The organism is Pseudodesulfovibrio cashew (genome assembly GCF_009762795.1).
In the GTDB taxonomy this organism is placed as follows: Bacteria; Desulfobacterota; Desulfovibrionia; order Desulfovibrionales; family Desulfovibrionaceae; genus Pseudodesulfovibrio; species Pseudodesulfovibrio cashew.
On the sequence record NZ_CP046400.1, the window covers coordinates 312,316 to 336,803 of the forward strand.

The following is a 24,488-nucleotide window of genomic DNA, read 5'->3' on the forward strand; positions in this document are numbered from 1 at the left end:
ATGAGCAAATCAACCAAGGCACTCCTTCAGATCGGCGTGGCGCTGATGCTGGCAATGGCCGCAGGCGTCCTGATCTTCATGTGGACATCCAAGCTGACCAAGCAGCCCAAGGCCGTGGCCGAAAAAGCCGTCACCACTGTGGAAGTGGTCGTGGCCAAGGCCGAGATCAAGCGCGGAACCAAGCTGGTCGAGGACATGCTCGAGGTGAAGCGGTTCACCCCCGATTCCAGACCTTCGGGCGCGTTCCCGGACGTTGAAGCCCTTGAAGGCCGTGTCCTGAGCACCGACGTGGCCGCCAACGAGGCCGTGACCGAATCCAAGCTGGCCGACCCGTCCGTCATGGGCGGCGGCGTCTCCGCCCTGATCGAACCAGGCAAGCGCGCCATGTCCGTCAAGGGCAACATGGTCATGGGCCTGGCCGGCTTCGTCCGCCCCGGCGACCGTGTCGACGTCATCGTCACCCTGCCCGAGGGCTACGACAACAAGCCCGTGACCAAGCTGGTCCTGGAACGGATCAAGGTCCTGGCCACCGGCACCGAACTCTCCCCGCCCGACAAGGACGGCAAGACCGCCTCCGTGGACGTCTACACCCTGGAACTGAGCCCCGAGGAAAGCGAACGCCTGGCCCTGGCCTCCACCCAGGGGACCCTGAACTTCGCCCTGCGCAACGAGCAGGACGAAAGCAAGATCCTGACCACCGGCGTCAACGTCAAGAAGGCCCTGGCAGCCCTGCGGCCCAAGCCCAAGCCGCGCAAGGCCACCAATCGCAACCAGGTCAAGGTCGAAGTCATCACCGGCGGCGACACCAGAACCCTGAAATTTTAGGAGACGGCCATGACCATACATAAATATCTCATAGCCGCTCTCTTCGTCCTGGCCCTTATGGCTCCGGGCACGGCGTCGGCTGGAGTAAGCATCCTCAACACCGAAGCACCCGGCGTCATCCGCCTGGTACTGGACAAGTCCACCATCCTGAGCACGGACAAGCCCGTGACCCGCGTGTCCCTGGCCCAACCCGCCGCCGCATCCATCGTGGTCCTGTCCCCAACCCAGATCTACATCACCGGCCAGGAGCTGGGCACCACCACCCTGACCCTGTGGGAAGGCAAGACCGTCTCCGGCGTATACGACCTGGTCATCACCCCGGACGTCACCCGCCTGAAGCGGATGATCCATGAGATCCTGCCCGAGGAAAAGGGCATCCAGGTCCTCTCCTCCGGCGAATCCATCACCCTGTCCGGCTACGTGACCAACACGGGCAACCTGACCTCCATCCTGTCGCTGGCCGAGGCCGAGGCCCCGGAAAAGGTCGTCAACCTCCTGCGCGTGGACGGCATCCAGCAGGTCATGCTCGAAGTCCGCGTGGCCGAAATGAGCCGCACCGTGACCAAGCGCATGGGCGTCAACCTCGCTGCCACCTTCTCCAATTTCACCATGTATTCCTTCCTCAACAACCTGACCTCCCTGGGCAGGCAGACCGACTCCGCCCTGGGCGCGGTCAACTATGTCGAGCTGACCGACCGGATCAACGGCGTGGCACAGTACAGCAGCGGCAGCATCAGCGTGACCGGCCTGCTGGACGCCCTCAAGGCCCACGGCCTGGCCCGCCTGCTCGCCGAGCCCAACCTGACCTGCGTGTCCGGCGAATCCGCCGACTTCCTGGTGGGCGGCGAAATCCCGATCCCCATCCCGGGCGCCCTGGGCACCGTTTCCGTCGAGTTCAAGCCCTTCGGCATCGGCCTCCAGTTCACGCCCACGGTCCTCTCGTCCGGATCCATCAACCTTCAGGTCAGCCCCGAGGTCTCCGAACTCGATTACACCAACGCCATGCGCTACGACGGCTATGAAATCCCGGCCATCTCCACGCGCAAGGCGGCCACGGTCATCGAACTGGCGGACGGCCAGTCCTTCGCCATCGCCGGACTGATCAGCCAGTCCCTCAAGGAAAACAACCACCGCTTCCCGGTCCTCGGCGACGTCCCGGTCCTCGGCACCCTGTTCCGCTCCTCCGACTATCTCAAGGACAAGACCGAGCTGGTGATCATCGTCACCGCCCACCTGGTCAAGCCCATCGACATGGCCAAGCAGACCCTGCCGGGTGACGGTTTCAAGGAACCCAGCGACTACGAATTCTACATGCTCGGCCTGCTCGAAGGCCAGGGCGACGAAAAGCACGTGGCCGACGCCAAGAACGTGAACGCTCCGGCAGCGGGCACTGTGGTCCGCCCGGAAAACGGCTTCGACGGCGAGTTCGGCCACGCCTGGCCCAAGTAAGGACAAGGAGAAAGACCATGCGCAACATGCTCATCACCCTAATCATCATTGGCATCGCGGCCCTGGCCGGATGTTCCATAGTCCAGGTGCAGCACGAAGAATCCACCGTGGCACACGGCAGCTCGGTCAAACTGGCCGTGCAGCAACAAATCTACAACCCCGAAGCGGGCGGCGACGCCCCCGTGGTCGGGCTCGACGGCCGCTACGCCGCCACCGTCGGGGACAAGTACCACGAAGGACCGCAGACCAAGCCCGAGTCCGGGCAGTCCGTGTCCGAAATCATCATCGGCGGGAACTGAGCATGACCAAGCGATTCTATTACTGGCGGGAGCTGCTGTTCATGAGCCTCATGTTCGCCGTCCTGCTGCTTGACCTGCTCTTCATCAACGGCCTGTCCCCTTTTGGAGATGAGAGGACAACGCCCGAGACCGCGGGATATCTCGCGAAATAGATTTGAACGGTCCCGTAACAGGGACCACGGGGAAAGGGGGAACCATGAACAATCGAATCATCCCGGTCACGCTGGCGCTGAACGATCCGGAAGAGCAGAAAAAGCTCGAACGCATCATCGCCTCCAGCTACATGGTGCGACTGGCCGACGAGGACGCAGGGGAAACAGGCGTACTCATCTACGAGCCCGGCGAAACCGTTGACGAGGACCTGCCGCACATCATTCACGCCCTGGAAGCGGCCGAGGCCGAGGACGTCTACCTGGCCGGACACAAGGCCGACACCGACATCCTCATCCGCGCCATGCGCAGCGGCATCCGCGAATTTCTGCAATACCCCATCGAGGAAAACGACTTCCGGGCCGCGATCATGCGCACGGCCATGCGCGAGTCCCTGGCCGGCGACGAGACCGAAAAGGGCAAGATCATCACCGTCCTGTCCGGCAAGCCGGGTCTGGGCGCCACCACCGTGGCCGTGAACCTGGCCTGGAGGCTCAACGAGCGCTTCCCCAGCCGGACCCTGCTCCTGGACCTCCGCCGTCCGGCAGGCGAAATCCCCTATTTCCTGGACCTCAAGTACGAGTACACCTGGGGCGACCTGATGCAGGACATCTCGCGCCTGGACACCACCTACCTCCAGTCCGTGGTGACCGAGCACGAATCCGGCCTGCACGTCCTGCCCGCGCCCGGCGGAGATCCCCGCCCGGACCCGCAATCCCTCTACCTCATCCTCGAACAATTGCGCATGATCTATGACTTCGTGGTCGTGGACACCGGCGACGTGACCGGCGACGACCTGCCCAAGGAAATCGAGGACGCCGACACCATCCTGATGGTCATGCAGCTCACCCTGCCCTGCCTGGCCCGGACATCCCGTCTGATGGAAGCCATCCGCTCCATGGACCCGGACGCCGAACGGCGCATGCGGGTAGTGGCCAACCGCGTGACCAAGGACTCCACCATCGCCGTGGCCGACGCCGCGGACGTGCTCTCGCGCGAGATTCCCTGGGCCATCCCCGAGGACGGGTCCTCGGCCCTCTCCGCGCTCAACCAGGGTGCCCCCCTGGTGGCCGCCTACCCCAAGTCCGCCGCCGCCAAGGAAATCCTGAAGATCGCCAAGTCCATGGACAAGCGCGAAAAAGCCAAGAAGAAGCTGTCCCTGCCCTTTGCCGGGCTCTTCCGCCGCAAGAAGAATGCGTCTGACGACAAACTCGCCGGAGTCGCCTTATGAGCCTCGCAGCAAGACTGAACAAAAAGGCGTCCAAGAATCGCCCGGTCCCTGCCAAGCCCAAGGGAAAGACCTCGGAAAGCAAAGCGCAGGACTATTACTTCGACATCAAGGCCCGCATCCACGATCGCCTCATCGACATGATCGACCTGACCCTGCTCGACACCCTCGAGGAGCGGGAAAAGCGCGCCGAGATCGCCAAGGTGGCCGAGGGGCTGCTCTGGGAAGAATTCCAGAACGCTCCCTTGAACATGGCCGAGCGCAAGCGCATGCTCGCCGAAATCCAGGACGAGGTCATTGGACTGGGCCCCCTGGAACCGTACATCCAGGACCCCACGGTCAACGATATCCTGGTCAACGGCTACAAGCAGGTTTACGTCGAGCGCAAGGGCAAGCTGGAGCTGACCCCGGCACGGTTCAAGGACGACAACCACCTGCGCAAGATCATCGACCGCATCGTCTCCCTGGTGGGACGCCGCATCGACGAATCCCAGCCCCTCTGTGACGCCCGCCTGCTCGACGGCTCGCGCGTCAACGCGGTCATCCCGCCGCTGGCCATCGACGGCCCCTCGCTCTCCATTCGTAAATTCTCCGCCGACCCCCTGGAGGTCCAGGACCTGATCGGCTTCAACTCCCTGACCCAGGAGATGGCCGACCTCATGGACGGCATCGTCAAGGCGCGGCTCAACGTGCTCATCTCCGGCGGTACCGGCTCGGGCAAGACCACCCTGCTCAACTGCCTCTCGCGCAACATCCCCGAGGACGAACGCATCGTCACCATCGAGGACGCCGCGGAGCTGCAGCTCAAGCAGGACCACGTTGTCCGGCTGGAGACCCGTCCTGCCAATATCGAAGGCAAGGGCGAAATCGACCAGCGCGAACTGGTCAAGAACTGTCTGCGCATGCGCCCGGACCGGATCATCGTCGGTGAGTGCCGCGCCTCGGAAGCCCTGGATATGCTCCAGGCCATGAACACCGGTCACGACGGCTCGCTGACCACCATCCACGCCAACTCCCCGCGCGACGCCCTGATGCGCCTCGAGACCATGGTTTCCATGGCCGGGCTGAACCTCTCCCCCCTGTCCATGAAGCGCTACATCTCCTCGGCCGTGGACGTCATCATCCAGGCCACCCGCCTGGTGGACGGCACACGCAAGGTCATCGCCATCTCGGAAATCTCCGGCATGGAAGGCGAAATGATCACCATGCAGGAGATCTTCGCCTACGAACAGACCAATATCGACAAGAACGGCAAGGTGGAAGGTTTCTTCACGGCGCGGGGCATCCGGCCCAAGTTCGCTGAAAAGCTCGAACGCATGGGCCGCCCGTTCCCGCAGCACATGTTCGAGATCAACCCGCTGGCGCGGAGAGAGAGGTAAGCCATGCACGTCACCATCCTCGTCGCAATCGGCTGCACCGTCGTCATCTTCCTCCTGGTCATGAGCCTGGGTTCCCTGCTCCGTGCGGGCAAGGAAGAGGCCAACGACAAGGTCCAGAAAAGGCTCCGCCGTTTCGCCATGGACGAAACCGAAGCCGAGACCCTGGACCTGCTCCTCAAGCACTCCTCCATGAGCCAAGTGGCCTGGTTCAACAAGATACTGAAGAATCTCCGTTTCGCGGCCAACCTGGAGCGGAACATCAAGCAGGCCGACACCAAGGGGTCGGCCGGAGTCTACCTGCTCCTGTGCGCCGTGCTGGGCTTCGCCGGTTTCTACGGAGGCTTCATGGCCTCGGACAAATGGTGGGTCGGCCTTATTCTCGGCGGCCTGCTCGGCTACGCTCCCGTGGCACACGTGAACCGGCTCAAGGCCAAGCGCATGGACCGCTTCCAGGCCCAGCTTCCCGACGCCCTGGACCTCATGAGCCGCGCCCTCAAGGCCGGACACACCTTCGCAGGCTCCATGAGCATGGTGGCCGAGGAGTTCGATGATCCCATCGGCGTCGAGTTCCGCACCACCCTGGAGGAGATCAACTTCGGCGTGGACGTTGACCGCGCCATGGGCAACCTCCAGAAGCGTGTCGACGTGGACGACCTCAAGTTCTTCATCGTCTCGGTCAATATCCAGCGCGAGACCGGCGGCAACCTGGCCGAGATCATTTCCAACATCGCCCGCCTGGTGCGCGAACGCTTCGTGCTCTTCGGCAAGGTCCGCATCCTCTCGGCGGAAGGTCGCATCTCCGCACTGCTGCTCTCGGCCCTGCCCTTCTTCATCACTGGTGTGCTCTTCTTCATCAACAGGGAGTACATGTCCCTGCTGTGGACCAGGGAACTGGGCAGGAGCATGGCCTGGGCAGGCATCATATCCATGGCCGTCGGCATCGTCATCATGCGTCGCATGGTCAAGATCAAGGTATAGGGGGAGGCAATCATGGACATGATCTACATCCCCTACGTCGCCGCAGGTATCGGCTTCTGCTCCGTGCTCCTGGCCGGATACGGCCTGGTTGGCTACCTCTCCTCCGCGGGCGACACGGCCCGCCTCAGGGAAAGGGTAAGCGGAGGCCGGGGAGATGCGTCCAGCGCCGCAGGCGGCCTGCGCAACAAATTCTCGGACATCTTCGAGAGCATGGGGACCAAGATCGGCCCCAAGGACTCCGAAGAGGTGAACAAGACCCGCCGCGAGCTGATCCAGGCAGGCCTGCGCACCCCCGGTGCGGCAGTGAAGTTCCAGGGAGCCAAAGGTGTCATCGCCCTGACCCTGCTCGGCCTCTTCCTGGCCGCGCGCTTCCTCCTCTTCCGGGAGATGCCCCTGGCCACGACCTGCTTCGGTGCGGTGGCCATGGCCGCCCTCGGCATCTACGGGCCCCAGGTCTGGCTCAGGAAGCGCATCGCCAAGCGCCAGTTGGCCGTTGCCAACGAGCTGCCCGACGCCCTCGACCTGCTGGTGGTCTGCGTGGAATCCGGCATGGGCCTGGACCAGGCCATCGAGCGCGTCCAGAACGAACTCAGGGAGTCCGGCCCGATCATCAGCCTGGAATTCCGGCTGCTGACCCTCGAACTACGCGCGGGCAAGGCCAGGGCAGACGCCCTCCGCTCGCTCTCCGACCGCGTGGGCCAGGACGACCTGTCCTCCCTGGCCTCGCTGCTCGTCCAGGCCGATATCTTCGGCATCAGCGTGGGACGGACCCTGCGCGTATATTCCGACGCCATGCGCACCAAGCGGTCGCAGCGCGCCGAGGAAAAGGCGGCCAAGCTGCCCGTCCTCCTGCTGCTCCCCCTGGTCACGTTTATTTTACCCGCCCTGTTTATCGCCATCATGGGCCCCGCCGTCATCCTGTTCATCGACATCTTCGCCCAGGTGAACCCCTGACGGAAAGGAAAGGAGAAAGACCATGAAGAAACTGATCGTCATCGCCACCGTCATGCTGCTTCTGGCCGGAATGGCCGGCTGCGCCGCCAAGTCCAAAGAGGACCCCTCGTTCAAGGAGTTCGCCTACGGCAAGGACGAGGGCATCCCTCTCTCCGCCGAACAGCACGAACAGGTGGGCGACGGCTTGCTCCGCCGCGGCCAGGACGAAATGGCCTTCATGCACTACGCCAAGGCCGCCGAGCTGGATGAAGAGAACCTCGACGTCCGGGTCAAGAAGGCCGACCTGCTCTGCCGCAAGGGGCTCGATGAACAGGCCCTGGCCGAATACATCAAGGTCCTGGAAAAGGACGCTGATCACGCCGTGGCCAACGGCGCCGCCGGAGCCATTTACTTCCGCGCCGGACTGTACAATGAAGCCCGGACCCACCTGGAGAAGTCGGTCCGTCTCAACCCCATGCTCTGGAAGTCCTACAACTACCTGGGTATCCTTGACGACAAGGACGGCCACTACGAAATGGCCGCCGACAACTTCGCCAAGGCCATCGACCTGCACCGCGGCAACAACACCGCTGAAATCTACAACAACCTCGGCGTGGTCCACATCGCCCGCAAGCAGTACGGCATGGCCGTGGACGCCTTCCGCCGAGCCCTGAAGACCGGCGGCGCCTCGGCCCGCACCTACAACAACCTCGGCCTGGCGCTGACCCGCCTGGGCCGACTGGACGAGGCCCTGGAGGCCTTCAAGTACGCCGGCGGAGACTCCAAGGCCAACAACAACCTCGGCTACGTGCTCCTCACGGACAACCAGCCGGAAAAGGCCGTGGCCTACTTCGAAAAAGCCATCGAGCTTTCCCCCAGTTTCTACGTCAAGGCAGCCGACAACCTGAAGCGCGCCCGCCTGGCCGCCCGGTTCAAGGAAGCCAACGACACCATCCAAACAAGCGGTTCCACCCCGAACCCCCTGCTCCATGAGTCTTTCCCCGACTCGGAGCAGAACCCCGGCGAGCCTGCGGCATCTCCCGCGTCCGCGGGCTCGCCTTCCGTGGGATTCAAGAAGATCTCCCACGTGCAGGGTTCCGGGGACCACATACTCACCGAGACCTATGGTCTCCATGTCGGCTCGTACAAGGACCACAAGCGCGCCTTCACCCACTGCGAGCAACTTCGCAAGCAGGGCTTCTCCACCTGGATCAACCAGATCGACCTCGGCGACAAGGGCATCTGGTACCGAGTCCTGGTGGGCGAATTCCCCACGATCAAGGCAGCCCAGACCGCGCGCCCCGATGTGCTCGCCGTCCTCGGACTGGACCGGGCCACGGTTTACGCCAGGGTCATGCCCAAGCCGAAAGGCGCGAGCATCTAACTCCAGCGCAATGAGCAACGGCACACGCAAAGACCGAAAACAGGCCCCGGCGGGACGAACCAGGTTCGATCCCGCCGGGGCCGAACGCCCTCTTTCGGAGGAGCTTCCTTTTTATCAGAGAATTTCCTATGATTTCCGGGTAGGCTGGCAAAAGTACTCAACCCTGTCGGAGGACTCCCGCGTGGCAGCAGACACCCGCCGCATTCGCGTACTCGCCGTGGATCACGACGAGAATATGCTCACCCGGTATCGGGACGTGCTCTGCTTCGAGGGAGAGGAAGCCGCAGAGTTGGAAGCCCTTTTCAACGACGACCTGCACCTCCCTTCCCAGGAGGATATCCTGGCCGAAGCGAGCAACCCGATCTATGAAGTGGCCTGCCTGTCGGACCCGGAAGACGCGCTCACGGCGGTCAGCCAAGCCTCAAAACAGGATAACCCCTTCGCTATCGCGCTCATCGACGTCCACCTCAACGACGAGGCGCGGGGCATGGCGGGGGTGGATCTGGCTTCCGCCATCCGGGACCTCGATGAAAAAATCGAGATCGTCCTGCTCTCCTCCCAGGTCAGTGTCCCCCTCAAGGAGATCAACAAGCGCGTACTCCCCACCGAGAAGCTGCTCTACGTACAGAAACCCTTCCAGTCCGCCGAACTCAAGCAGATCGCTGCCTCGCTGTGTTCCAAGCGGGACCTGGAAACGCGCCTGCATGAACTCAACCAGACCCTGGCCACCAAGGTGGAAGCGCGTACGGCGGAACTGAACGCGGCCAACCGCCGCCTCCGTCTCGACATTTCCAAGCGCGCGGCCGTGCTTAGGGAGCTCCAGGCCAGCGAGCAGCGCTACCGCATGCTCTTCGAGAAGGACATCACCGGCAACTTCGCCTCGGACGGCGACGGGCTCATCCTGGACTGCAACGTGGCCTTTGCCGAGCTGTTCGGCTTCAACTCCCCCCAGGACGTGCACGGCGCAAACATCTTCGAACTCTGGGACGCCATGGGCGCGCCCGAGCCCCTGGCCGAACTCCTGCGCGGGCAGGACCGGGTGACCAACAAGGAGGTCACCCTCAGGCGCGGCGGCCTGGACCAGCATCTGCTGGCCAACTTCGACACCGTGCGCGGCGAGTCCGGCGCACTGGCCGAGGTTCGCGGCTACATCTTCGACATGTCTGAGCCCAAAAGGCTGGAGGAACAGCTCCGCCAGTCGCAAAAGATGGAGGCCCTCGGCACCCTTGCGGGCGGCATCGCCCACGACTTCAACAACATCCTCGGCGTCATCCTCGGCTATGCCGAGATCATCGAGAGCAGCGCCGAGCCGGACTCCGGCCTGGAGCGACGGGTGCGGGAGATTTCCCGCGCGGGCAAGCGCGCCCGCGATCTGGTCAACCAGATCCTCAATTTCTCGCGCCAGGGACCGCAGGAACGCCACCCTCTGACCCTGGCCCCACTGATCAAGGAAGCCCTCAAGCTGCTCCGCTCCAGCGTGCCCACCAACGTGGAGATCATCTCGCGAATCGAGACCGACCAGGACAACGTGCTGGCCGACCCCACCCAGGTCCACCAGATCATGCTCAATCTCTGCGGCAACGCCTCCCACGCCATGCGCGAAAAGGGCGGGACCCTGACCGTCACCCTGGCCGACGTAAAGGCCGGAGACCCGGTGGTGCCTCCCGCGGACCTGGGGCAGCCGGAGCGGTTCGTGCGCCTCACGGTGGCGGATACGGGCGGCGGCATCGCCCCCGAGGTGGTGGAACGCATCTTCGATCCCTTCTTCACCACCAAGAAACAGGGCGAGGGCACAGGCATGGGGCTGGCCATGGTCCACGGCATCGTCAAACGGCACGACGGCCACCTGGAACTGGTCAACGAACCGGGCACGGGAGCGGCCTTCCATGTCTTCCTGCCCAAGACCGCCATGGTCGAACGTCCGGTGGCCGAATCCGCAGCGGCGGAACTCGTCTTCCTCCAGGGCCGCATCCTGTTCGTGGACGACGAAAAGCCGCTCACCGACATCGGGCGCGAGATGCTCGAATCCTTCGGCTTCGAGGTGGTCACCCGAACCTCCTCGGTGGAGGCCCTGGAAATGTTCAAGCACCGCGCCCGGGACTTCGACCTGGTCATCACCGACCAGACCATGCCCAACATGACCGGCCTTGAGTTGGCCAGGGAAATCCTGCAGATCCGCCCCGGCATGCCCATCATCCTGTGCACGGGCTTTTCGGACGCCGTGTCATACGACCGGCTGCGCGACATCGGCATCGGCGATTTCATCATGAAGCCGATCCTCAAGCACGACCTGATTCGTTCGATCTCCCGCCAGCTGGCCGGAGAGTAGGCACGCCAGACACCGCAGGGAGCCTTACCGGAATAGTCGCCGGAGAGGCCCCTGCCAAACTCTAACGCCCTTGCATCTTTTTTCCTGTTCGGCGATCATGTAACGCCGCACACAACCGTGCGCGCCGAAAACACTCCTCGGGTGGACCATGTTCAAACATTTTGCCCTGTTGCTGTCACTCATGACAATCCTGGCCGGATGCGCCGGCGGGGTAGCCAGCACCATGAACCAAGCGGCGTTCCGCCATGTCCCGGCACAGCCCGGCAAGACTCGCGCGTCCAAAGGGAGCAATGCAAAGGCCCGGCTTCAGGGAATCGGCCCCCTTGAGCTGCAGGCGGCGATCATGAGCTTTGCGGACACCTCCAACGCCCGCATAGCCGAGGCCGCCGCAGCGCTGGAGGAAATCGGTACGCCCCAGGCACGAGTCACCGCAGCCCGGATGATGGTCTTCGATGTCTCCTCCAACGTGGAGATTGCCGCCGGACCGTATCCCGGCATGGCCCTGCTCGATCTCATCGTGGTCACCACCCTGCGGCGCATGGTCTGGGAAGACTTCTGGCTTCCAAGGTTCGGTCCCGAAGCCGAAAAGGCCATGGAGCAGTTCCGGGAGATGGAGGAGGATGTCTGGGAAGAGGCATCCAGGGTGATGAATGCCGAACAGATGGCCGAGATGCGCATGATCATCGAGGCATGGCGGGCCAAGCACCCGAAGCAGGTGGCGGTCAACTATGTCCGGTTCAGCGATTTCGGGGAGCTGGGCCTCAAGCCGGCCCTGCGCAGGCTGGACCAGCCGGGCGGCCTGTTCGCCAGCGTCCAGGCCGCCGCCCTGGTGGCCGAGGACATGAAGGTGGCCGTAGACCGTGCCTTTTACCTCATGTCCCGCATGCAACTGGTCATCAGCTACCAGGTGGAACTCGCCTACCTCGAACTGCTCTTCCAGCCTGAAGTCAACGGACTGATCAACGAGACCGAGAACATGACCAGCCTCGGAGAGCGATACGCGGAAATTGCCGAGAAGCTGCCTGAAGAACTGAGAACCGAAAGTTCCAAGATCGTCAACCAGCTCTTCACCCAACTCGCCCAAAACAGCGACCGGACCATCAACACCGCCCTGACCGGGCTGACCCAATGGCAGAACCAGGCCATCGTCGGCATCATGGAAAACATTTCCAAGGAAAGGGAGGCGGCGATCAATCAGGCCATCGCCGGGCTGGTGCTGCAGCAGAACGAACTCTACCAGCGGGTGGACCGGCTGGTGGACCGGAGCAGCTCGGAACTGGAGAGATCCATGGACCACGCCTTCCTGCTGGGATTGCTCCTGCTGGGCGCGTTCTTCCTGCTGCTGACGCTCTACAAGGTGTTCGTGGCCCGTCCGTTGGACCGCAGAAGGAGCTAATCCATGACCGGGAGGGTAAAGGCGAAGACGCTGCCGCCCTCCGCATTCGGCTCATGCCAGAGAGTGCCGTGGTGGTGTTCCACGATCTCCTTGCTGATGGGCAGCCCCAACCCGGAGCCTTTGGGCTTGTCGGTCAGAGTGTTGCCCAGTTGGCGGAACTTGTCGAAGATGACGTCCCTCTCCTCCTCGGGCACTCCGATGCCGGTGTCGGCTACTTTGACCACCACCCTGCCCTCTTCGGGGAAAGCGCTGAGGGTCACCGTTCCCTCCTTCGTGAACTTGGCCGCATTGGAGAGCAGGTTGATGACAACCTGGACGAGCCGGTCCCGGTCTCCCTGCACCATGGGCAGCCCCTGATCCGGCAATTCGAAGGCCAGCGAAAGCCCGGCCCTGTCAAAGAGGACCTCGGTGGCGGCCAGGGAATGGCGGAGAATTTCCTCCAACGGGACCTCCTCCATGTCCCACTCGAACCGCCCGGCCTCCAGTTTGGCCAGATCAAGAACATTGTTGATCAGTTCGGTCAGCCGCTCGCCCTCGGTCACGATGACCTGGTTGTTGCCGGCGATGCGTTCCAGCCGCCGAAGCGCTTCCGGGGTGGCGGCTTTGCTGTCCGTCATGATCTCTTCCAACGCCTTGCGCGCGAGCTTGGCAAAGCCGAGGATGGAGGTCAGGGGCGTGCGCAGCTCATGCGACACCATGGAGAGAAAGTTGGATTTCAGCATGCTGAGGCGCTCGGCCTCCTTCTTGGCCTCGCGCAATGCATCCACCGCCTGATGCTTGGCGGTCACGTCGTCCACCATGCCCTCGATATACTGGGGGGAGCCATCCGCGCCGCGAACCAACCGGGCGGAGAACGAACCCCAGCGAAAAGCACCGTCACGGCGGCGCAGCTTGACCTCGAAGGCCGACGCTCGCCCCCTTCGCTTCAACAGGTTGATGAGCCTGACCCGGTCTTCCGGATTGGCATAGACCTGCTCGCCGATGTTGTCATACCGCTCTATGACTTCTTCCGGTTTTTCATATCCGAGCAACCGGGCCATGGCAGCATTGACATGCAGCAGGCGGCCGTCCATGGAGGTCTGGAATATGCCTTCCACCGCGTTGTTGAAGATGGAGCGGTACTTTTCCTCCGCCAACTCACGCTCCCGAATCTCACGCTGCAGCCGTTCATTGGCAAGGCAGGAGATACACGCCCCGGCAAATTTGACATTAAGCGGCGCGAGGGATTTGAGGACGGCCTCTTCCAGCGGTGCGCTCTTGATCAACAGCAACACTCCGAATCCGGGCAACTCCATCACGTAGCGGCGATTCCCGTTCGCCTTGTCCTGTTCCGGCAGGGACGCCAGGTAGTCGTCAACTCCTGCGGAGTCCAACCCTTTGGGCACGCTCTCGATGGCTTCCAGCACGGCGCTGTTGGGCCTCATGCGCTTGGGGATGGCATAGATGCTCCTGAACGAAACAAGCCCGGCCTCATCCGTTTCCTGCTGCAGCACCGCCCCGGCAAGGCAGTTCAGCCGCCTCAGGTAGATGGAAACCGCCTCCCTGAGCATGGCCCCGAGGTCCAGGCTGTTGCCGATGGACATGGCGATCTCATAGTAGATGCGCTCGTAAACATGGATCTCGGAAGTCCTCACCGACCCTCCAGCAAGGCGACCACGGCCGTCATGTTGTAGAATTCCAGATAGTCCTGTCCGCTGTTGGCCAACTCGCCCATGGAGCAGATCCCCACGGACTCCATTCCCTGCTCAGTCATGGCCTCCAGCTCCAGCCTGTACTCGTCATCCAGAAACAATGCCCGCGAGATGCAGTCGATGAAAAACCCCAGCCTAGGCCGGGCGTCGGGCGGAAAATTTTCCTTTGCCATGCGCAGGGACGATCCGGCGGCCTGGATCAGATTTTCCGGGCTGCCGTGGAGGATGTCGACATATGCGCCCTCCGGGATATCCCCGATGCACACGAGCGCTTCCTCTCCATCAAGCCCCATGGGGTCCCGGACCACGCGCTCGGCCCCCATCTTGGCGATGCCGAAGGGGTAGGACTGGGCGATGTCGAAAAAAGGCTCAAGCATGAACCGCTTGCCGGAATGGGCTTCGACCACCTCCCGGTAAACCTCGAACGCGGGCCGCCAATCCAACGATTTGATAAGGTTCCCCTCGGACTCGGTAACCTTGAACGGGCCCTTGACGTACTCCCAGCCATGACTGACGCCCACCCCGCTCTCCATATGATACGCGCCCAGCACGGCCGCGTCCCTGAGCACTCCTTCGTTGGTGAACACGCAGGGGGTCCGCCGAAAACTGAGTGAACCAGCCCCGCCGCCAATGTAATTCACCTCCAGGCCGAAAATGGAATAGAGTGCGTCGACAAAGGCCCCGATACGGCTGGACAGCCCATCCACAAAGACGAGCACGGTCCGCGCATCCGTCTCTTCGGCGACCATGCGGTCAAGCACATCCTCAAAGTCGACAGCGGGAGAGTTCATGTCACGAACGACATAGGTTTCGGGGTGTTCATCCATGGCAACGACGACGTTGCCCTTTTCCATCAAAAGACCATCGCCCAAAACCCTGGGGAATATGCCGCCGGACAGCGGCACCGGAGTGCTGCGCAGAAGTGGATCGAGACATTCCGACTCATAGCCGTTGCCATCGCACGAAAAGATAAGCAGGCTGCCCGCCCCATTTTCAAGAGCGCTGTCCATGGCCTGCCGCAATCCTGCGAGGGTCCCTTCCCTGTCAATGAATACTCGCATGATCCATCTCCCTGCTCCAGCTCTTGAAGGAGAATAGCAAACAGCGCCCACTCCGACCATGATAATCCCCGGCGGCCATAAAAAAAGGTTAAGACCGGTGGCAGTTGGGTCTTCCCCACTGGCGAAGCGGATAAAATTCCGCTACTCTGGTAATCGTTCCCGAATACAATCATCAGGACGGAAAGAACATGCTGGCTTTTCTCGACAAAATTCCATACGGCACCCCCCGGCTCAGGCGGGTCCTCTTCTGGGCGTTGACCCTGTTCACGGCCTATGTCCTCATCGGCTTCTTCGTCCTCCCTCCGGTGGTCAGGACCGTAATCATCGACCAGGCCACCAAAGGCCTCAATAGAGAGACGACCCTGGAGAGGGTGGCCTTCAACCCGCTGACCATGCGTTTCGAGCTGCAAGGACTGCGCGTGGCCAAACTCGAAGGCGAAGGCGCGCTCGTGTCCATAGGCTCCCTGTCCGCGGCACCGGGCATCGCCACCCTCTGGAAGTTCGCCCCGGTGGTCTCCTACCTCCATCTGCGCGACCTGACCGTGGACGTCACCTTCTTTGGTGGAGGAAAGTATTCCATCTCCGACCTGATCGGCGCGCAACGCAAACCGGAAGACGAGTCCCCCGAGGCAAACGAAACGGTATTCCCCTTTGCCCTGTACGGCTTCGAGATGACCAATGCGACGATCATCTTCGACGACAAGCCGCATAAAAAACGGCACGTCATCTCCAATCTCAACCTGCTGGTGCCCTTCACCTCAAGCTTTCTGGACCTGCGCAAGGAGTTCACCCAGCCCAAGTTCACGGCCGTGGTCAACGGCGACCCCGTGGAACTCAAGGGGCGCACCCTGCCCTTTGACGATACCCTGCGCACCGAGTTCGAGCTGGGCGCCGTGGATGTCGACCTGCATCAATACTGGAGCTACCTGCCCGTCAAGTCTCCCCTGCAGCTGGTCAGCGGCAAGTTCACCTCGGACATCACTCTCCTCTTCGAGCGACCGGACGCCACCCGCATGCGTCTGTTCCTGGGCGGCGGCGGAACCCTCACCAACCTGGAACTCTCCGCGCCTGTGGACGGAAAGGTCCTTGCCCTGAACAAGCTCGACTTCGAGATGGAGAAGTATTCCCTGGGCGACAACGAGCTGGCGCTCAAAAGCATCCGCCTGGACAAGCCATACTGCAAGGTCATCCGGCGCGGGGACGGCGACATCAACTGGACGGACTATTTTCCCGCCGAATCCCCCGGCACCGTTGCGAACAACGCCACGGCCAAAACCACGACCGAAAAGGACACCTCCCTGCGCCTGGACATCCGCTCCCTGGAAGTGGCGGGCGGCAGCGTGGACTGGCAGGACCTGACCGTGCCTGGAGGATTCTCCCGCGCCTTCGGCGACATAGCTTTCAAGGGCAAAGACCTGTCAACGGCCAAGGATGTGGTCAGCTCCTTCAACCTGAGCCTGGGGCGCAAGGGACGCGTCTCGGCTCAGGGGACGGCGACCCTGAGCCCGGTAAAAGCCGATGTTTCGGTCAAGGCCGAAGGGTTCAGCCTGCCGGACTACAAGGCCTATCTTGCCCAGGCCCTCCCCCTGCGCGTGGACTCCGGCGTGGCCGGGGCTACGGCCAAGCTCACGGTCAGCGACAACGACGGCGTCTTCAATCTGGCCGCCGACAACGCCACCCTCTCCCTGAGCGGGCTGGCCCTGTCCAAGCCGGACGCGGAGAAACCGAGTCTCGGCCTGAAGGCCCTGTCCGTGACCGGCGCCAACTTCGACCTCGCGGCAGGCAACGTGCTTGTGGACCGAATAGAGTTGACCGGTCCTTCGGTCGAAGTCGTCCGGGAGAAGTCGGGCGACCTCGATCTGGCGCGGCTCTTTGCCAAGGAGAGCGAGCCCGTGCGAGAGGAACAGACCGCCGCCGAAGAAGAGGCCAGGCAATGGACCGCCACGGTCAACACCGTGCGCGTGACCGATGGCGAAGCCACCTTCCGCGACCGTGCACTGAAGAATCCGGCGAAGCTGACCCTGAACGGTCTGCAGGCCACCTTGAGCAACCTGACCACCCGCCAGGGCGCGACCATGCGCTACGACATGAGCACACGATGGGGCGGAAAAGGAGAGATTTCAGCCGCTGGCAGCCTCGGTCTTGATGAATTCGGCACCACCGGCCGACTCCGCCTCAAGGACGTGGGGCTGAACCCGTTCGACCCCTACCTGGGCGAGTCCACGGAACTGCTCTTTTCCAAGGGCAGCGCCTCGGCCGACCTGAAGTATGAGTACTCCGGCACCCGCACCAACAAGTACACGGTGACGGGAGGGGCGGGCCTTCGCAGCGTGGCGCTCCGCGACGACAGCGGCGACGGCGAATTCGCGGGCTTCGACGCCTTCACGCTCACGGGCGTTCGTTTCGAAAACGAGCCCAACCGGCTGGACATCCAGTCCATCGACCTGGACGGCCCACGCGCCGCAGTGGATTTCGACAAGGACGGACGGCTGAATATCCGCCGCGCCTTCCGCATCCCCGAACCGCCGCCGGTGCCCGAAGAAAGGGAATCCAACGGCAAGGGGAAGCCTAAGCAAAAAGCCGAGACCCCGGCCAAAACCGCAGGAGACGCGCCCCAGACGCCTGCCCAACCTGCCGAGCCCCCCTTCTTCGATTCCGTGAAGATCGCCAAGGTGACCATGAAGAACGGGCACGTCACCTACCGCGACGCCTCGGTGGAGCCGGTCTATTCCACGGTCATCAGCGACATGACGCTGGGGCTGGTGGATGTTTCCCAGGCCCCGGAGGCGCGGCCCAAGATGGAGTTCAGCGCCAAGATCGGGCCCACGCCCATGTCGGTGACAGGCGTGCTCAACCCGGTCATCACCCCCATGTACTCCAACCTGACCGTGGCCGTGAACGGCCTGGAGATGGTGCCGCTCTCGCCCTACACCCTGAAATACATGGCCTACCCCGTGGAGAAGGGGCGGCTTTATGCAGACGTTACCTTCAAGACCGATAACTGGGAGCTGGACGCCAGCAACAAGTTCTTCATCGAGCAACTGGTCCTCGGGCCCAAGGACAAGCGACCCGACGCACCCAACGTGCCGGTCAAGTTCGGGCTGTCCCTGCTCCAGGACGGCAACGGCGACATGGAGCTGAACCTGCCCATCCGGGGCAGGCTGGACGACCCGGACTTCCGCATCGGCGGCATCGTGTTCAAGGCCATCGTCTCCCTGTTCGTCAAGGCCCTGGCCTCGCCCTTCAGCCTGATCGGCTCCATCTTCGGCGGCGGGGGCGAGAACATGGACTTCGTGGTCTTCCAGCCTGGCCGTGCCACATTGGATCAGTCGGGCATGCAGAAACTGGAGACCGTGACCAAGGCGCTCGAGGAGCGGCAGAAGCTCAAGCTGGAAGTGGACGGCGTGGTCGATCCGGCAGCGGACAAGGCCGGCCTGATCACGGCCTTCTTCGAGGCCAAGCTCAGGCAGCAGAAATACGAATCCCTGCCTCGCAAGGAGCGAAGCCAGACCTCGGCGGACGCCATGCGTATCGCGCCTGAAGAATACGAGGAATTCCTTTACGAGGCATACGCCGCCGAGCCCGATCCCGAAGGGATCAAGTCCACTACCCTGTTCGTCACCGACAGGCAGCCGGTGGACGTCATGGAGAAGTTCATCATCGACCGGATCCAAGTGACCCAGGAAGACCTCAACGAACTGGCCAGACAGCGGGCCAGCGCGGTCAAGGAGTTCATCCTCGCGCGCGATCCCAACCTGACCGAACGGGTTTATCTCCTCGACCGGCAGAAGGACGCCAAGGGCAAGACCGGCGTGCCCAAGCACCGGGCCGACCTGGGGATCAAATAACCGCCGGGGGGGAGAGCTACGGCTGCGCCTCCCGCAGGAAAAACAGGCAGGGACCATGGCTGGGAAGGAACGAATGTACCATCGCACCAGAACGTACGCATCGGCCATCGCGGCCTCCCTGGCCCTGCTGGGCCGGGGCGTTCCTGCGTTGGCCGCGGCTCCCGATGCCGGGATGACCGAATTCATCGGGCGATGGAGTCCGGCCATCATCCCGGTCTCCGTGGCGGGACTCCTGTTCGTGATCGTACTCCTCTACCTCAACCGCCGCCTGAAGCTCGGCTACGAGCAGCAGACCCGCGAACTGAACAACAGCCGGGACACCCTGCGCAAGGTCGTCGACCTGATGCCCAACCTGCTCTACGTCAAGGACCGCAGCGGCAGGTTCCTGCTCCTCAACCGCTCCATGGCCGAGTCCCTGGGCTCCGGCGTGGAAGATCTCACCGGCGTGCGCCACGCCGATGTCCATCCTGACGACGAGCAGATCCGGCGCATGGAGGCCGACGACCTGGCCGTCATGGACACGGGCCTGCCGTCCGCGAATATGGAGGAGCCGTACCTTCACGCTGACGGAACCACCCACTGGCTCCAGACCACGCGCCTGCCGTTTCGTCCGGCCAACGCGGAAGAGCTGGCCGTCCTGGTGCTCTCGGTGGACATCACCGCCCGCAGGGCCGCAGGGGCCGCGCTCAAGGCCAGCGAGGAACGATTCCGGGCCATCTTCAACCAGACGTATCAATTCTCGGCCACCCTGACGCTGGAAGGCGAGGTCATTCAGATCAACACCACCGCTCTGGACGCCTTCCGGCAAAAAGCCGACGACGTCGTGGGCAAGCCCCTGACCCTCGCCCGATGGTGGTGGGACGGGACCGTGAAAGACTGGCTCAATGACGCGGTGCAGCGGGCCGCCGAAGGGGAGACCGTCCGCAGAGAGGTCAAGAACACCCTGCACGAAGGCACTGTCATCGACGTGGACTTCACCCTGAAGCCCGCCCGAAACGACGAGGGCGAGATCATCTTCCTCATTGCCGAAGGGCGAGATATCTCCCAGCTCAAGAAGTCCCAGCAGGCGCTCAAAAAGCTCAACGAGGAATTGGAGCAACGTGTGGCCGATCGGACCAGAAACCTGGAAGAGGCCAAGGAAGAGCTCGAGGCTTCGCTGGAAGAGCTGCGCAGGACGCAGAAAGAACTGATCATGGCGGAAAAGCTTGCGGCTCTGGGCAGCCTTGTGGCGGGCGTGGCCCATGAGATCAACACGCCGCTGGGCGTCGGCGTCACCGCTGGCTCCTACCTCCGGGATCGTCTCGCGGTCCTGGAGTCGAAGCTGGCGTCAGGAGAACTCAAACGGTCCGAACTGGAAAATTTCATCGAAAACGGGCTGGAGTCCGCAGGAAGCATCCTGACCAATCTCGAACGCGCCGCCGAACTGATCAGCAGCTTCAAGCAGGTGGCCGCTGACCAGTCCTCGGAGATCCCTCGGAATTTCGAACTCAGGTCCTACGTGGGGGAAGTGCTCATCAGCCTCAAGCCCGAGTACAAGCGGACCGGCCATCGCATAGAGAACAACGCGCCGGAGGTGGAGCTATACAGCTACCCGGGCGCGTTCATGCAGATCATCACCAACCTGCTGGTCAACGCCCTGCTCCATGCCTACGGCGAGGACGAGAGCGGCACGATCAGCATCGGCGGCGAGATCGAGGGCGATAGCCTGGTCTTCACCTTCGAGGACGACGGGTGCGGCATCCCGTCTGAGAACATCGACAAGATATTCGAGCCTTTCTATACGACGAGACGGGGGACGGGAGGCACGGGCCTGGGCCTGCACATCGTCTTCAACACCGTGACCAGCACCCTGCACGGCACCATTCACGTGGATAGCGAGGTGGGCCGGGGCACCAGGTTCACCATTACCATGCCCCTGCAGCGGGCCGGAACCGAAGAAGAAGCCTGATAGAAGTCCTCCCCGGGGAAGACCGGACCTACCGGCCCACCGCCTTGATCCCACCCAGAGAGAACTTGAAGACGTGATCCACGAACTCCTCCAGGTTGGCGCTGTTCACGGCGGGACGTCTCGGCGTGAGCCTGTCCAGGATTGGCTGTGTCAGCAGATGGTCGAGCAGGAGCACCCAGATGCTGGAGCTGGTGTAGGCCAGGACACTCTCCGGACATTCCGGCCCGAGAAGAGCGGACACGATCTCCCTGAGCTCATCGGCTCGGGGCTGGACCTGCCGCCTGACGATGAAGTCGAGGTTCCGGCTCGGTTTGGCCATTTCGCGAAGGAAGATGGACCAACGCTGGGCGATGGTGGCGCTGCCGCTCTCGTAGATATCGCTGATCAGGTTGCGCAGGTAGCGCTTGAAGCGCAGCTCGGGGTCCATGTCCTCGTCCCCTGACTGCTCGTAGGTGTCCCTGGGGAAGACTTCCTCCAGCACGGCCAGGTAGAGCGCGTCCTTTCCACCGTAGTGATAGTTGACCGCCGCCACGTTGGCACCGGCACGGCCGCAGATATCACGGACAGTGGCCGCGTCGAACCCCTTGTCGGCGAAAACCTCGATGGCTGCCGCCAGTAACGCGTCTTTTGTGTTGACGTTGCGTTTCTCGTTCATAATGATAATTCCGCCTTATCCGCCTGAAACGTTTAAAACAAATGTTTGAGCTTAGTATGCTCCACGGCGGACCAAGTCAAGCAAAATATGCGGCTGGCCGGGAGGGAGCGTTCCCTCAAGCGCCGCCACAAGGAGCCGGAATATGGAAGTAAAACTCGCGGAGACGGCAGGGTTCTGCATGGGCGTGGACCTTGCGCTCAGGCGGCTGGACAAGCTGGTCAAGGCTGCCAAGGGCAAGCCCATCCACATCCTGGGCCCCATCATCCACAACCCCCAGGTGCTCAAGCGCTATGCCGAGCAGGGGGTGATCATCGCGGAAACGCCGGAAGAGGTGCCCTCCGGGGCCTGCGTGGTCATCCGCGCCCACGGCATCACCCGCGAGGTGGAGGAGGCACTGCGCAAACGGAACGTGGTCATCAAGGACGCCACCTGCCCCAGGGTGAAAAAGGCGCAACTGCTCATTCAGCGCCACACCGGCGAGGACCGGGAGCTCCTGCTTTACGGCGAGGCCGACCATCCCGAGGTCAAGGGACTGGTCAGCTACGCTCGGGACGGCCACTTCCTTTTCGGCTCCCCGGAGGAGCTTGAGGCTTATCCGCTCTCCCCAGAGAAAAAATACGTGCTGGCCGCCCAGACCACCCAGGACAGGGTCCTGTTCGAAATGATCGCCGAAAAGCTCAGGACGACACCCGATCTGGACGTCCTGATTCTGGAGACCATCTGCGACGCTACCAAGCTGCGGCAAAACGAGGCCAATCAACTGGCCCGCCAGGTGGACTTCATGGTCGTGGTCGGCGGCTACAACAGCGGCAACACCCGGCGCCTGGCCCAGGTGGCCGAAGAGAACGGCACACCTTGCAGGCATGTAGAAACCGTAGATGACCTTGACCTGAAAGAACTGCGCGGCTATGGCTCTGTGGGCGTCACTGCGGGCGCTTCAACCCCCCGCAGGCTCATTGACCAGGTCATCGCCGCGCTCAAGGCGCTCTGATCCCGGACGCAACAGGGGCCAGGCGCTTTCCGGTGATCCGAAAAACAGGCCCTGGCCCCGTGTGGACGCCTGCCGGGAGGTGTCGTTTCGTCGGGAAATGCCAACGCCGATGTGTGGAGGGTTGCGGCGCGGACTCCCGACGGCAATCCTGTCAGGGGGAGACAGGAACGGCAGGCCGTTGGACTTCCGTGAATCCGTGCGGAGGATTCGGTCTTCGGCATAATTCTGCCCCAACGCCGCGCACCTGGGTATTATAATCATGGCACGTTGCAAAACCGGGGACCACGGTGCCGGAGTGAAAGGGAAACAGCAGGGCTTGCCAGGAGGCGGCGCCGTGCTTATCAGGAAGTAACGATACATCTATCAGCATTCGAGGGACTGACATGGATATCAATAAGGCTATTGCCGATCTGAAAAAGGAACCGGGTTTTGCCGAAAACGTCGGCATGATGTTGGTGCACAACGGCGTGGTCCGCGCGTGGTCCCGCAAGGACCGGGCAGAGGTGACCGCCATCGAGGTGCAGACCGACCTGGACAAGGTCGAGGAGATCCGCAAGGATATCGAAGCGCGCGAAGGCATCTTCAGGGCCGTGGCCCAGGCCAGATGCGGAGCCATGAAGCCGGGAGACGACGTCCTCCTGCTCATCGTGGCCGGAGACATCCGTGAAAACGTGAAGCCCGCGCTTGCCGACTTCCTGGACCGGGTCAAATCCGAAGCAGTCACCAAAAAAGAAATTTTCGCCTAGGCTTTTCCAGAGGCCTGCAGTCCGTCATCCGAACGGCTTCGATCCCGGCGCGTCCGAACGCGACCCGGCTTCGTTTCCTTGCCGGAATCGGCGCTCGCCCATTCTCAAACGGCGGCAACCGGGGTTTCCCATGCACAAGATTCTTGAAGACACACACGGCCGCACGGTCAGCTATCTGCGCGTCAGCGTAACGGACCGCTGCAACCTTCGCTGCACCTATTGCGCGGGCGAAGGGCAGGAATTCATTCCGCACCCGGACATCCTGCGATACGAGGAAATCCTCGATTTCATCGGCATGGTGGTCGACATGGGCATCGAGAAAATCCGCTTCACCGGCGGTGAGCCCTTTGTGCGCAAAGGATTCGGCGACTTCATGATCGAGGCGGCAAAGCGCTACCCCGACCTGGACCTCTGCGTGACCACCAACGCCACGCTGATCAAGGACTACGTAAAGCCCCTGGCCGAAGCGGGCATCCGGCGGGTGAACATCTCCCTGGACACCCTGGACCCCGAAAAATTCAAGCGCATCACCGGCCGCGACCACTTCGCCGAGGTCAGGGCCAACATCGATCGCTGCCTGGAGGCGGGGATGCGGGTCAAGATCAACGCCGTGGCCATGCGCGGGTTCAATGACGACGAACTCCCCGCTTTCGTGGAGTTCGCACGGGAGAACCCGCTGGACATGCGCTTCATCGAGTTCATGCCCGTGGGGTTGGAGACCGGTTGGGATGACGCAACAGTCTGGAAGGCCGAGGAAATCCTGACTGAGGCCGAAACCTACGCTGAACTGGTGCCTCTGACAGAGGACGACAAATGCCAGCACGGCCCGGCCCGGGTCTTCAACATCAAGGGAGGCAAGGGCCGCATCGGGCTCATCTCTCCCTACACCAACCACTTCTGCGGCACTTGCAACCGCCTGCGCCTGACCTCGGACGGCAACCTGCGGACCTGTCTCTTCTCAGACAAGGTATACCGCCTGCGGCCCGTGCTGCGCAATCCCAAGCTCGGATTGGCCGCAGTGGAAAAGATTCTCAAGAAAGCCAGCCGCCACAAGCCCATCGGGCACGACCTGCTGGAACGCATGCCCGCAGGACAGGGTGTGTGCCGCACACGCATGGCGTCCATCGGCGGCTGATCCGCCGAAACCCGGGGGGGCAATCCATACATGCCATTGCGCCCCCCTTTATACTAGGCAAAC

General features: G+C 62.6%; 19 protein-coding genes. 16 read left to right on the forward strand and 3 right to left on the reverse strand.

Annotated elements, in window-relative coordinates:
* The 11 genes from cpaB (at position 1) to GM415_RS01450 (ending at position 12,350) form a co-directional block, all read left to right on the forward strand.
* Positions 1-825, forward strand: coding sequence for a Flp pilus assembly protein CpaB (cpaB, locus tag GM415_RS01400; RefSeq protein WP_158946048.1), 825 nt, complete (start codon positions 1-3; stop codon positions 823-825).
* 9 nt (positions 826-834) lie between these two features.
* Positions 835-2,274: a type II and III secretion system protein family protein gene (locus tag GM415_RS01405; RefSeq protein WP_158946050.1), complete on the forward strand. Its 1,440-nt coding sequence runs from the start codon at positions 835-837 to the stop codon at positions 2,272-2,274.
* A 17-nt stretch (positions 2,275-2,291) separates the two neighbouring features.
* On the forward strand, positions 2,292-2,573 hold the full coding sequence (locus tag GM415_RS01410; RefSeq protein WP_158946052.1) for a hypothetical protein: 282 nt from the start codon (positions 2,292-2,294) through the stop codon (positions 2,571-2,573).
* Between the two features lie 2 nt (positions 2,574-2,575).
* Positions 2,576-2,725 (forward strand): hypothetical protein, encoded by a 150-nt coding sequence (locus tag GM415_RS01415; RefSeq protein WP_158946054.1) that lies wholly within the window; start codon positions 2,576-2,578, stop codon positions 2,723-2,725.
* Between the two features lie 44 nt (positions 2,726-2,769).
* Positions 2,770-3,954 carry a CpaE/TadZ family protein gene (locus tag GM415_RS01420; RefSeq protein WP_158946056.1) on the forward strand — a complete coding sequence of 395 codons (1,185 nt, stop codon included), beginning with the start codon at positions 2,770-2,772 and terminating at the stop codon, positions 3,952-3,954.
* On the forward strand, positions 3,951-5,330 hold the full coding sequence (locus GM415_RS01425) for a TadA family conjugal transfer-associated ATPase (protein ID WP_158946058.1): 1,380 nt from the start codon (positions 3,951-3,953) through the stop codon (positions 5,328-5,330). Before GM415_RS01420 ends, GM415_RS01425 begins: the two co-directional genes overlap by 4 nt.
* A gap of 3 nt (positions 5,331-5,333) precedes the next feature.
* Positions 5,334-6,308, forward strand: a complete 975-nt coding sequence (locus GM415_RS01430; protein WP_158946060.1) for a type II secretion system F family protein — start codon at positions 5,334-5,336, stop codon at positions 6,306-6,308.
* A gap of 12 nt (positions 6,309-6,320) precedes the next feature.
* Entirely contained in the window at positions 6,321-7,262 is a 942-nt protein-coding gene (locus tag GM415_RS01435) for a type II secretion system F family protein (protein ID WP_158946062.1), read from the forward strand.
* 22 nt (positions 7,263-7,284) lie between these two features.
* Complete coding sequence (locus GM415_RS01440; protein ID WP_158946064.1) at positions 7,285-8,625, forward strand: SPOR domain-containing protein; 1,341 nt, start codon at positions 7,285-7,287, stop codon at positions 8,623-8,625.
* Positions 8,626-8,806: 181 nt separating this feature from the next.
* Positions 8,807-10,954, forward strand: a complete 2,148-nt coding sequence (locus tag GM415_RS01445; protein ID WP_158946066.1) for a response regulator — start codon at positions 8,807-8,809, stop codon at positions 10,952-10,954.
* 148 nt (positions 10,955-11,102) lie between these two features.
* Positions 11,103-12,350 carry a hypothetical protein gene (locus GM415_RS01450; protein ID WP_158946068.1) on the forward strand — a complete coding sequence of 416 codons (1,248 nt, stop codon included), beginning with the start codon at positions 11,103-11,105 and terminating at the stop codon, positions 12,348-12,350.
* Here the strand turns inward: GM415_RS01450 and GM415_RS01455 are convergent.
* On the reverse strand, positions 12,347-13,984 hold the full coding sequence (locus GM415_RS01455; protein ID WP_158946070.1) for a sensor histidine kinase: 1,638 nt from the start codon (positions 13,982-13,984) through the stop codon (positions 12,347-12,349). The two genes, GM415_RS01450 and GM415_RS01455, sit on opposite strands and share 4 nt — an antisense overlap.
* Positions 13,981-15,102, reverse strand: coding sequence for an FIST signal transduction protein (locus GM415_RS01460; protein ID WP_158946071.1), 1,122 nt, complete (start codon positions 15,100-15,102; stop codon positions 13,981-13,983). The genes GM415_RS01455 and GM415_RS01460 overlap by 4 nt, the downstream gene beginning before the upstream one ends.
* A 188-nt stretch (positions 15,103-15,290) precedes the next feature.
* Between GM415_RS01460 and GM415_RS01465 the strand changes: the two genes are divergently transcribed.
* Both GM415_RS01465 and GM415_RS01470 read left to right on the forward strand, forming a co-directional pair.
* Positions 15,291-18,950 carry a DUF748 domain-containing protein gene (locus tag GM415_RS01465; RefSeq protein WP_158946072.1) on the forward strand — a complete coding sequence of 1,220 codons (3,660 nt, stop codon included), beginning with the start codon at positions 15,291-15,293 and terminating at the stop codon, positions 18,948-18,950.
* Between the two features lie 55 nt (positions 18,951-19,005).
* Positions 19,006-20,898: a PAS domain-containing sensor histidine kinase gene (locus tag GM415_RS01470; RefSeq protein WP_158946073.1), complete on the forward strand. Its 1,893-nt coding sequence runs from the start codon at positions 19,006-19,008 to the stop codon at positions 20,896-20,898.
* 28 nt (positions 20,899-20,926) lie between these two features.
* Here the strand turns inward: GM415_RS01470 and GM415_RS01475 are convergent, their stop codons facing one another.
* Complete coding sequence (locus GM415_RS01475; RefSeq protein WP_158946074.1) at positions 20,927-21,553, reverse strand: TetR/AcrR family transcriptional regulator; 627 nt, start codon at positions 21,551-21,553, stop codon at positions 20,927-20,929.
* 142 nt (positions 21,554-21,695) lie between these two features.
* Between GM415_RS01475 and ispH the strand changes: the two genes are divergently transcribed.
* The 3 genes from ispH to moaA all read left to right on the forward strand — a co-directional run bounded on the left by ispH (position 21,696) and on the right by moaA (position 24,425).
* Positions 21,696-22,544, forward strand: coding sequence for a 4-hydroxy-3-methylbut-2-enyl diphosphate reductase (gene ispH, locus GM415_RS01480; RefSeq protein WP_158946075.1), 849 nt, complete (start codon positions 21,696-21,698; stop codon positions 22,542-22,544).
* A gap of 383 nt (positions 22,545-22,927) precedes the next feature.
* On the forward strand, positions 22,928-23,290 hold the full coding sequence (locus tag GM415_RS01485; RefSeq protein ID WP_158946076.1) for a molybdenum cofactor biosynthesis protein MoaE: 363 nt from the start codon (positions 22,928-22,930) through the stop codon (positions 23,288-23,290).
* Between the two features lie 130 nt (positions 23,291-23,420).
* Complete coding sequence (gene moaA / locus GM415_RS01490) at positions 23,421-24,425, forward strand: GTP 3',8-cyclase MoaA (RefSeq protein ID WP_158946077.1); 1,005 nt, start codon at positions 23,421-23,423, stop codon at positions 24,423-24,425.
* Positions 24,426-24,488: the final 63 nt, after the last annotated feature.

Bases quoted from the DNA above. Each gene is read 5' to 3' on its own strand.
- cpaB (WP_158946048.1), top strand. From the start codon at position 1: ATGAGCAAATCAACCAAGGCACTCCTTCAGATCGGCGTGGCGCTGATG.
- GM415_RS01405 (WP_158946050.1), top strand. From the start codon at position 835: ATGACCATACATAAATATCTCATAGCCGCTCTCTTCGTCCTGGCCCTT.
- GM415_RS01410 (WP_158946052.1), top strand. From the start codon at position 2,292: ATGCGCAACATGCTCATCACCCTAATCATCATTGGCATCGCGGCCCTG.
- GM415_RS01415 (WP_158946054.1), top strand. From the start codon at position 2,576: ATGACCAAGCGATTCTATTACTGGCGGGAGCTGCTGTTCATGAGCCTC.
- GM415_RS01420 (WP_158946056.1), top strand. From the start codon at position 2,770: ATGAACAATCGAATCATCCCGGTCACGCTGGCGCTGAACGATCCGGAA.
- GM415_RS01425 (WP_158946058.1), top strand. From the start codon at position 3,951: ATGAGCCTCGCAGCAAGACTGAACAAAAAGGCGTCCAAGAATCGCCCG.
- GM415_RS01430 (WP_158946060.1), top strand. From the start codon at position 5,334: ATGCACGTCACCATCCTCGTCGCAATCGGCTGCACCGTCGTCATCTTC.
- GM415_RS01435 (WP_158946062.1), top strand. From the start codon at position 6,321: ATGGACATGATCTACATCCCCTACGTCGCCGCAGGTATCGGCTTCTGC.
- GM415_RS01440 (WP_158946064.1), top strand. From the start codon at position 7,285: ATGAAGAAACTGATCGTCATCGCCACCGTCATGCTGCTTCTGGCCGGA.
- GM415_RS01450 (WP_158946068.1), top strand. From the start codon at position 11,103: ATGTTCAAACATTTTGCCCTGTTGCTGTCACTCATGACAATCCTGGCC.
- GM415_RS01460 (WP_158946071.1), bottom strand. From the start codon at position 15,102: ATGCGAGTATTCATTGACAGGGAAGGGACCCTCGCAGGATTGCGGCAG.
- GM415_RS01465 (WP_158946072.1), top strand. From the start codon at position 15,291: ATGCTGGCTTTTCTCGACAAAATTCCATACGGCACCCCCCGGCTCAGG.
- GM415_RS01470 (WP_158946073.1), top strand. From the start codon at position 19,006: ATGGCTGGGAAGGAACGAATGTACCATCGCACCAGAACGTACGCATCG.
- GM415_RS01475 (WP_158946074.1), bottom strand. From the start codon at position 21,553: ATGAACGAGAAACGCAACGTCAACACAAAAGACGCGTTACTGGCGGCA.
- ispH (WP_158946075.1), top strand. From the start codon at position 21,696: ATGGAAGTAAAACTCGCGGAGACGGCAGGGTTCTGCATGGGCGTGGAC.
- GM415_RS01485 (WP_158946076.1), top strand. From the start codon at position 22,928: ATGGATATCAATAAGGCTATTGCCGATCTGAAAAAGGAACCGGGTTTT.
- moaA (WP_158946077.1), top strand. From the start codon at position 23,421: ATGCACAAGATTCTTGAAGACACACACGGCCGCACGGTCAGCTATCTG.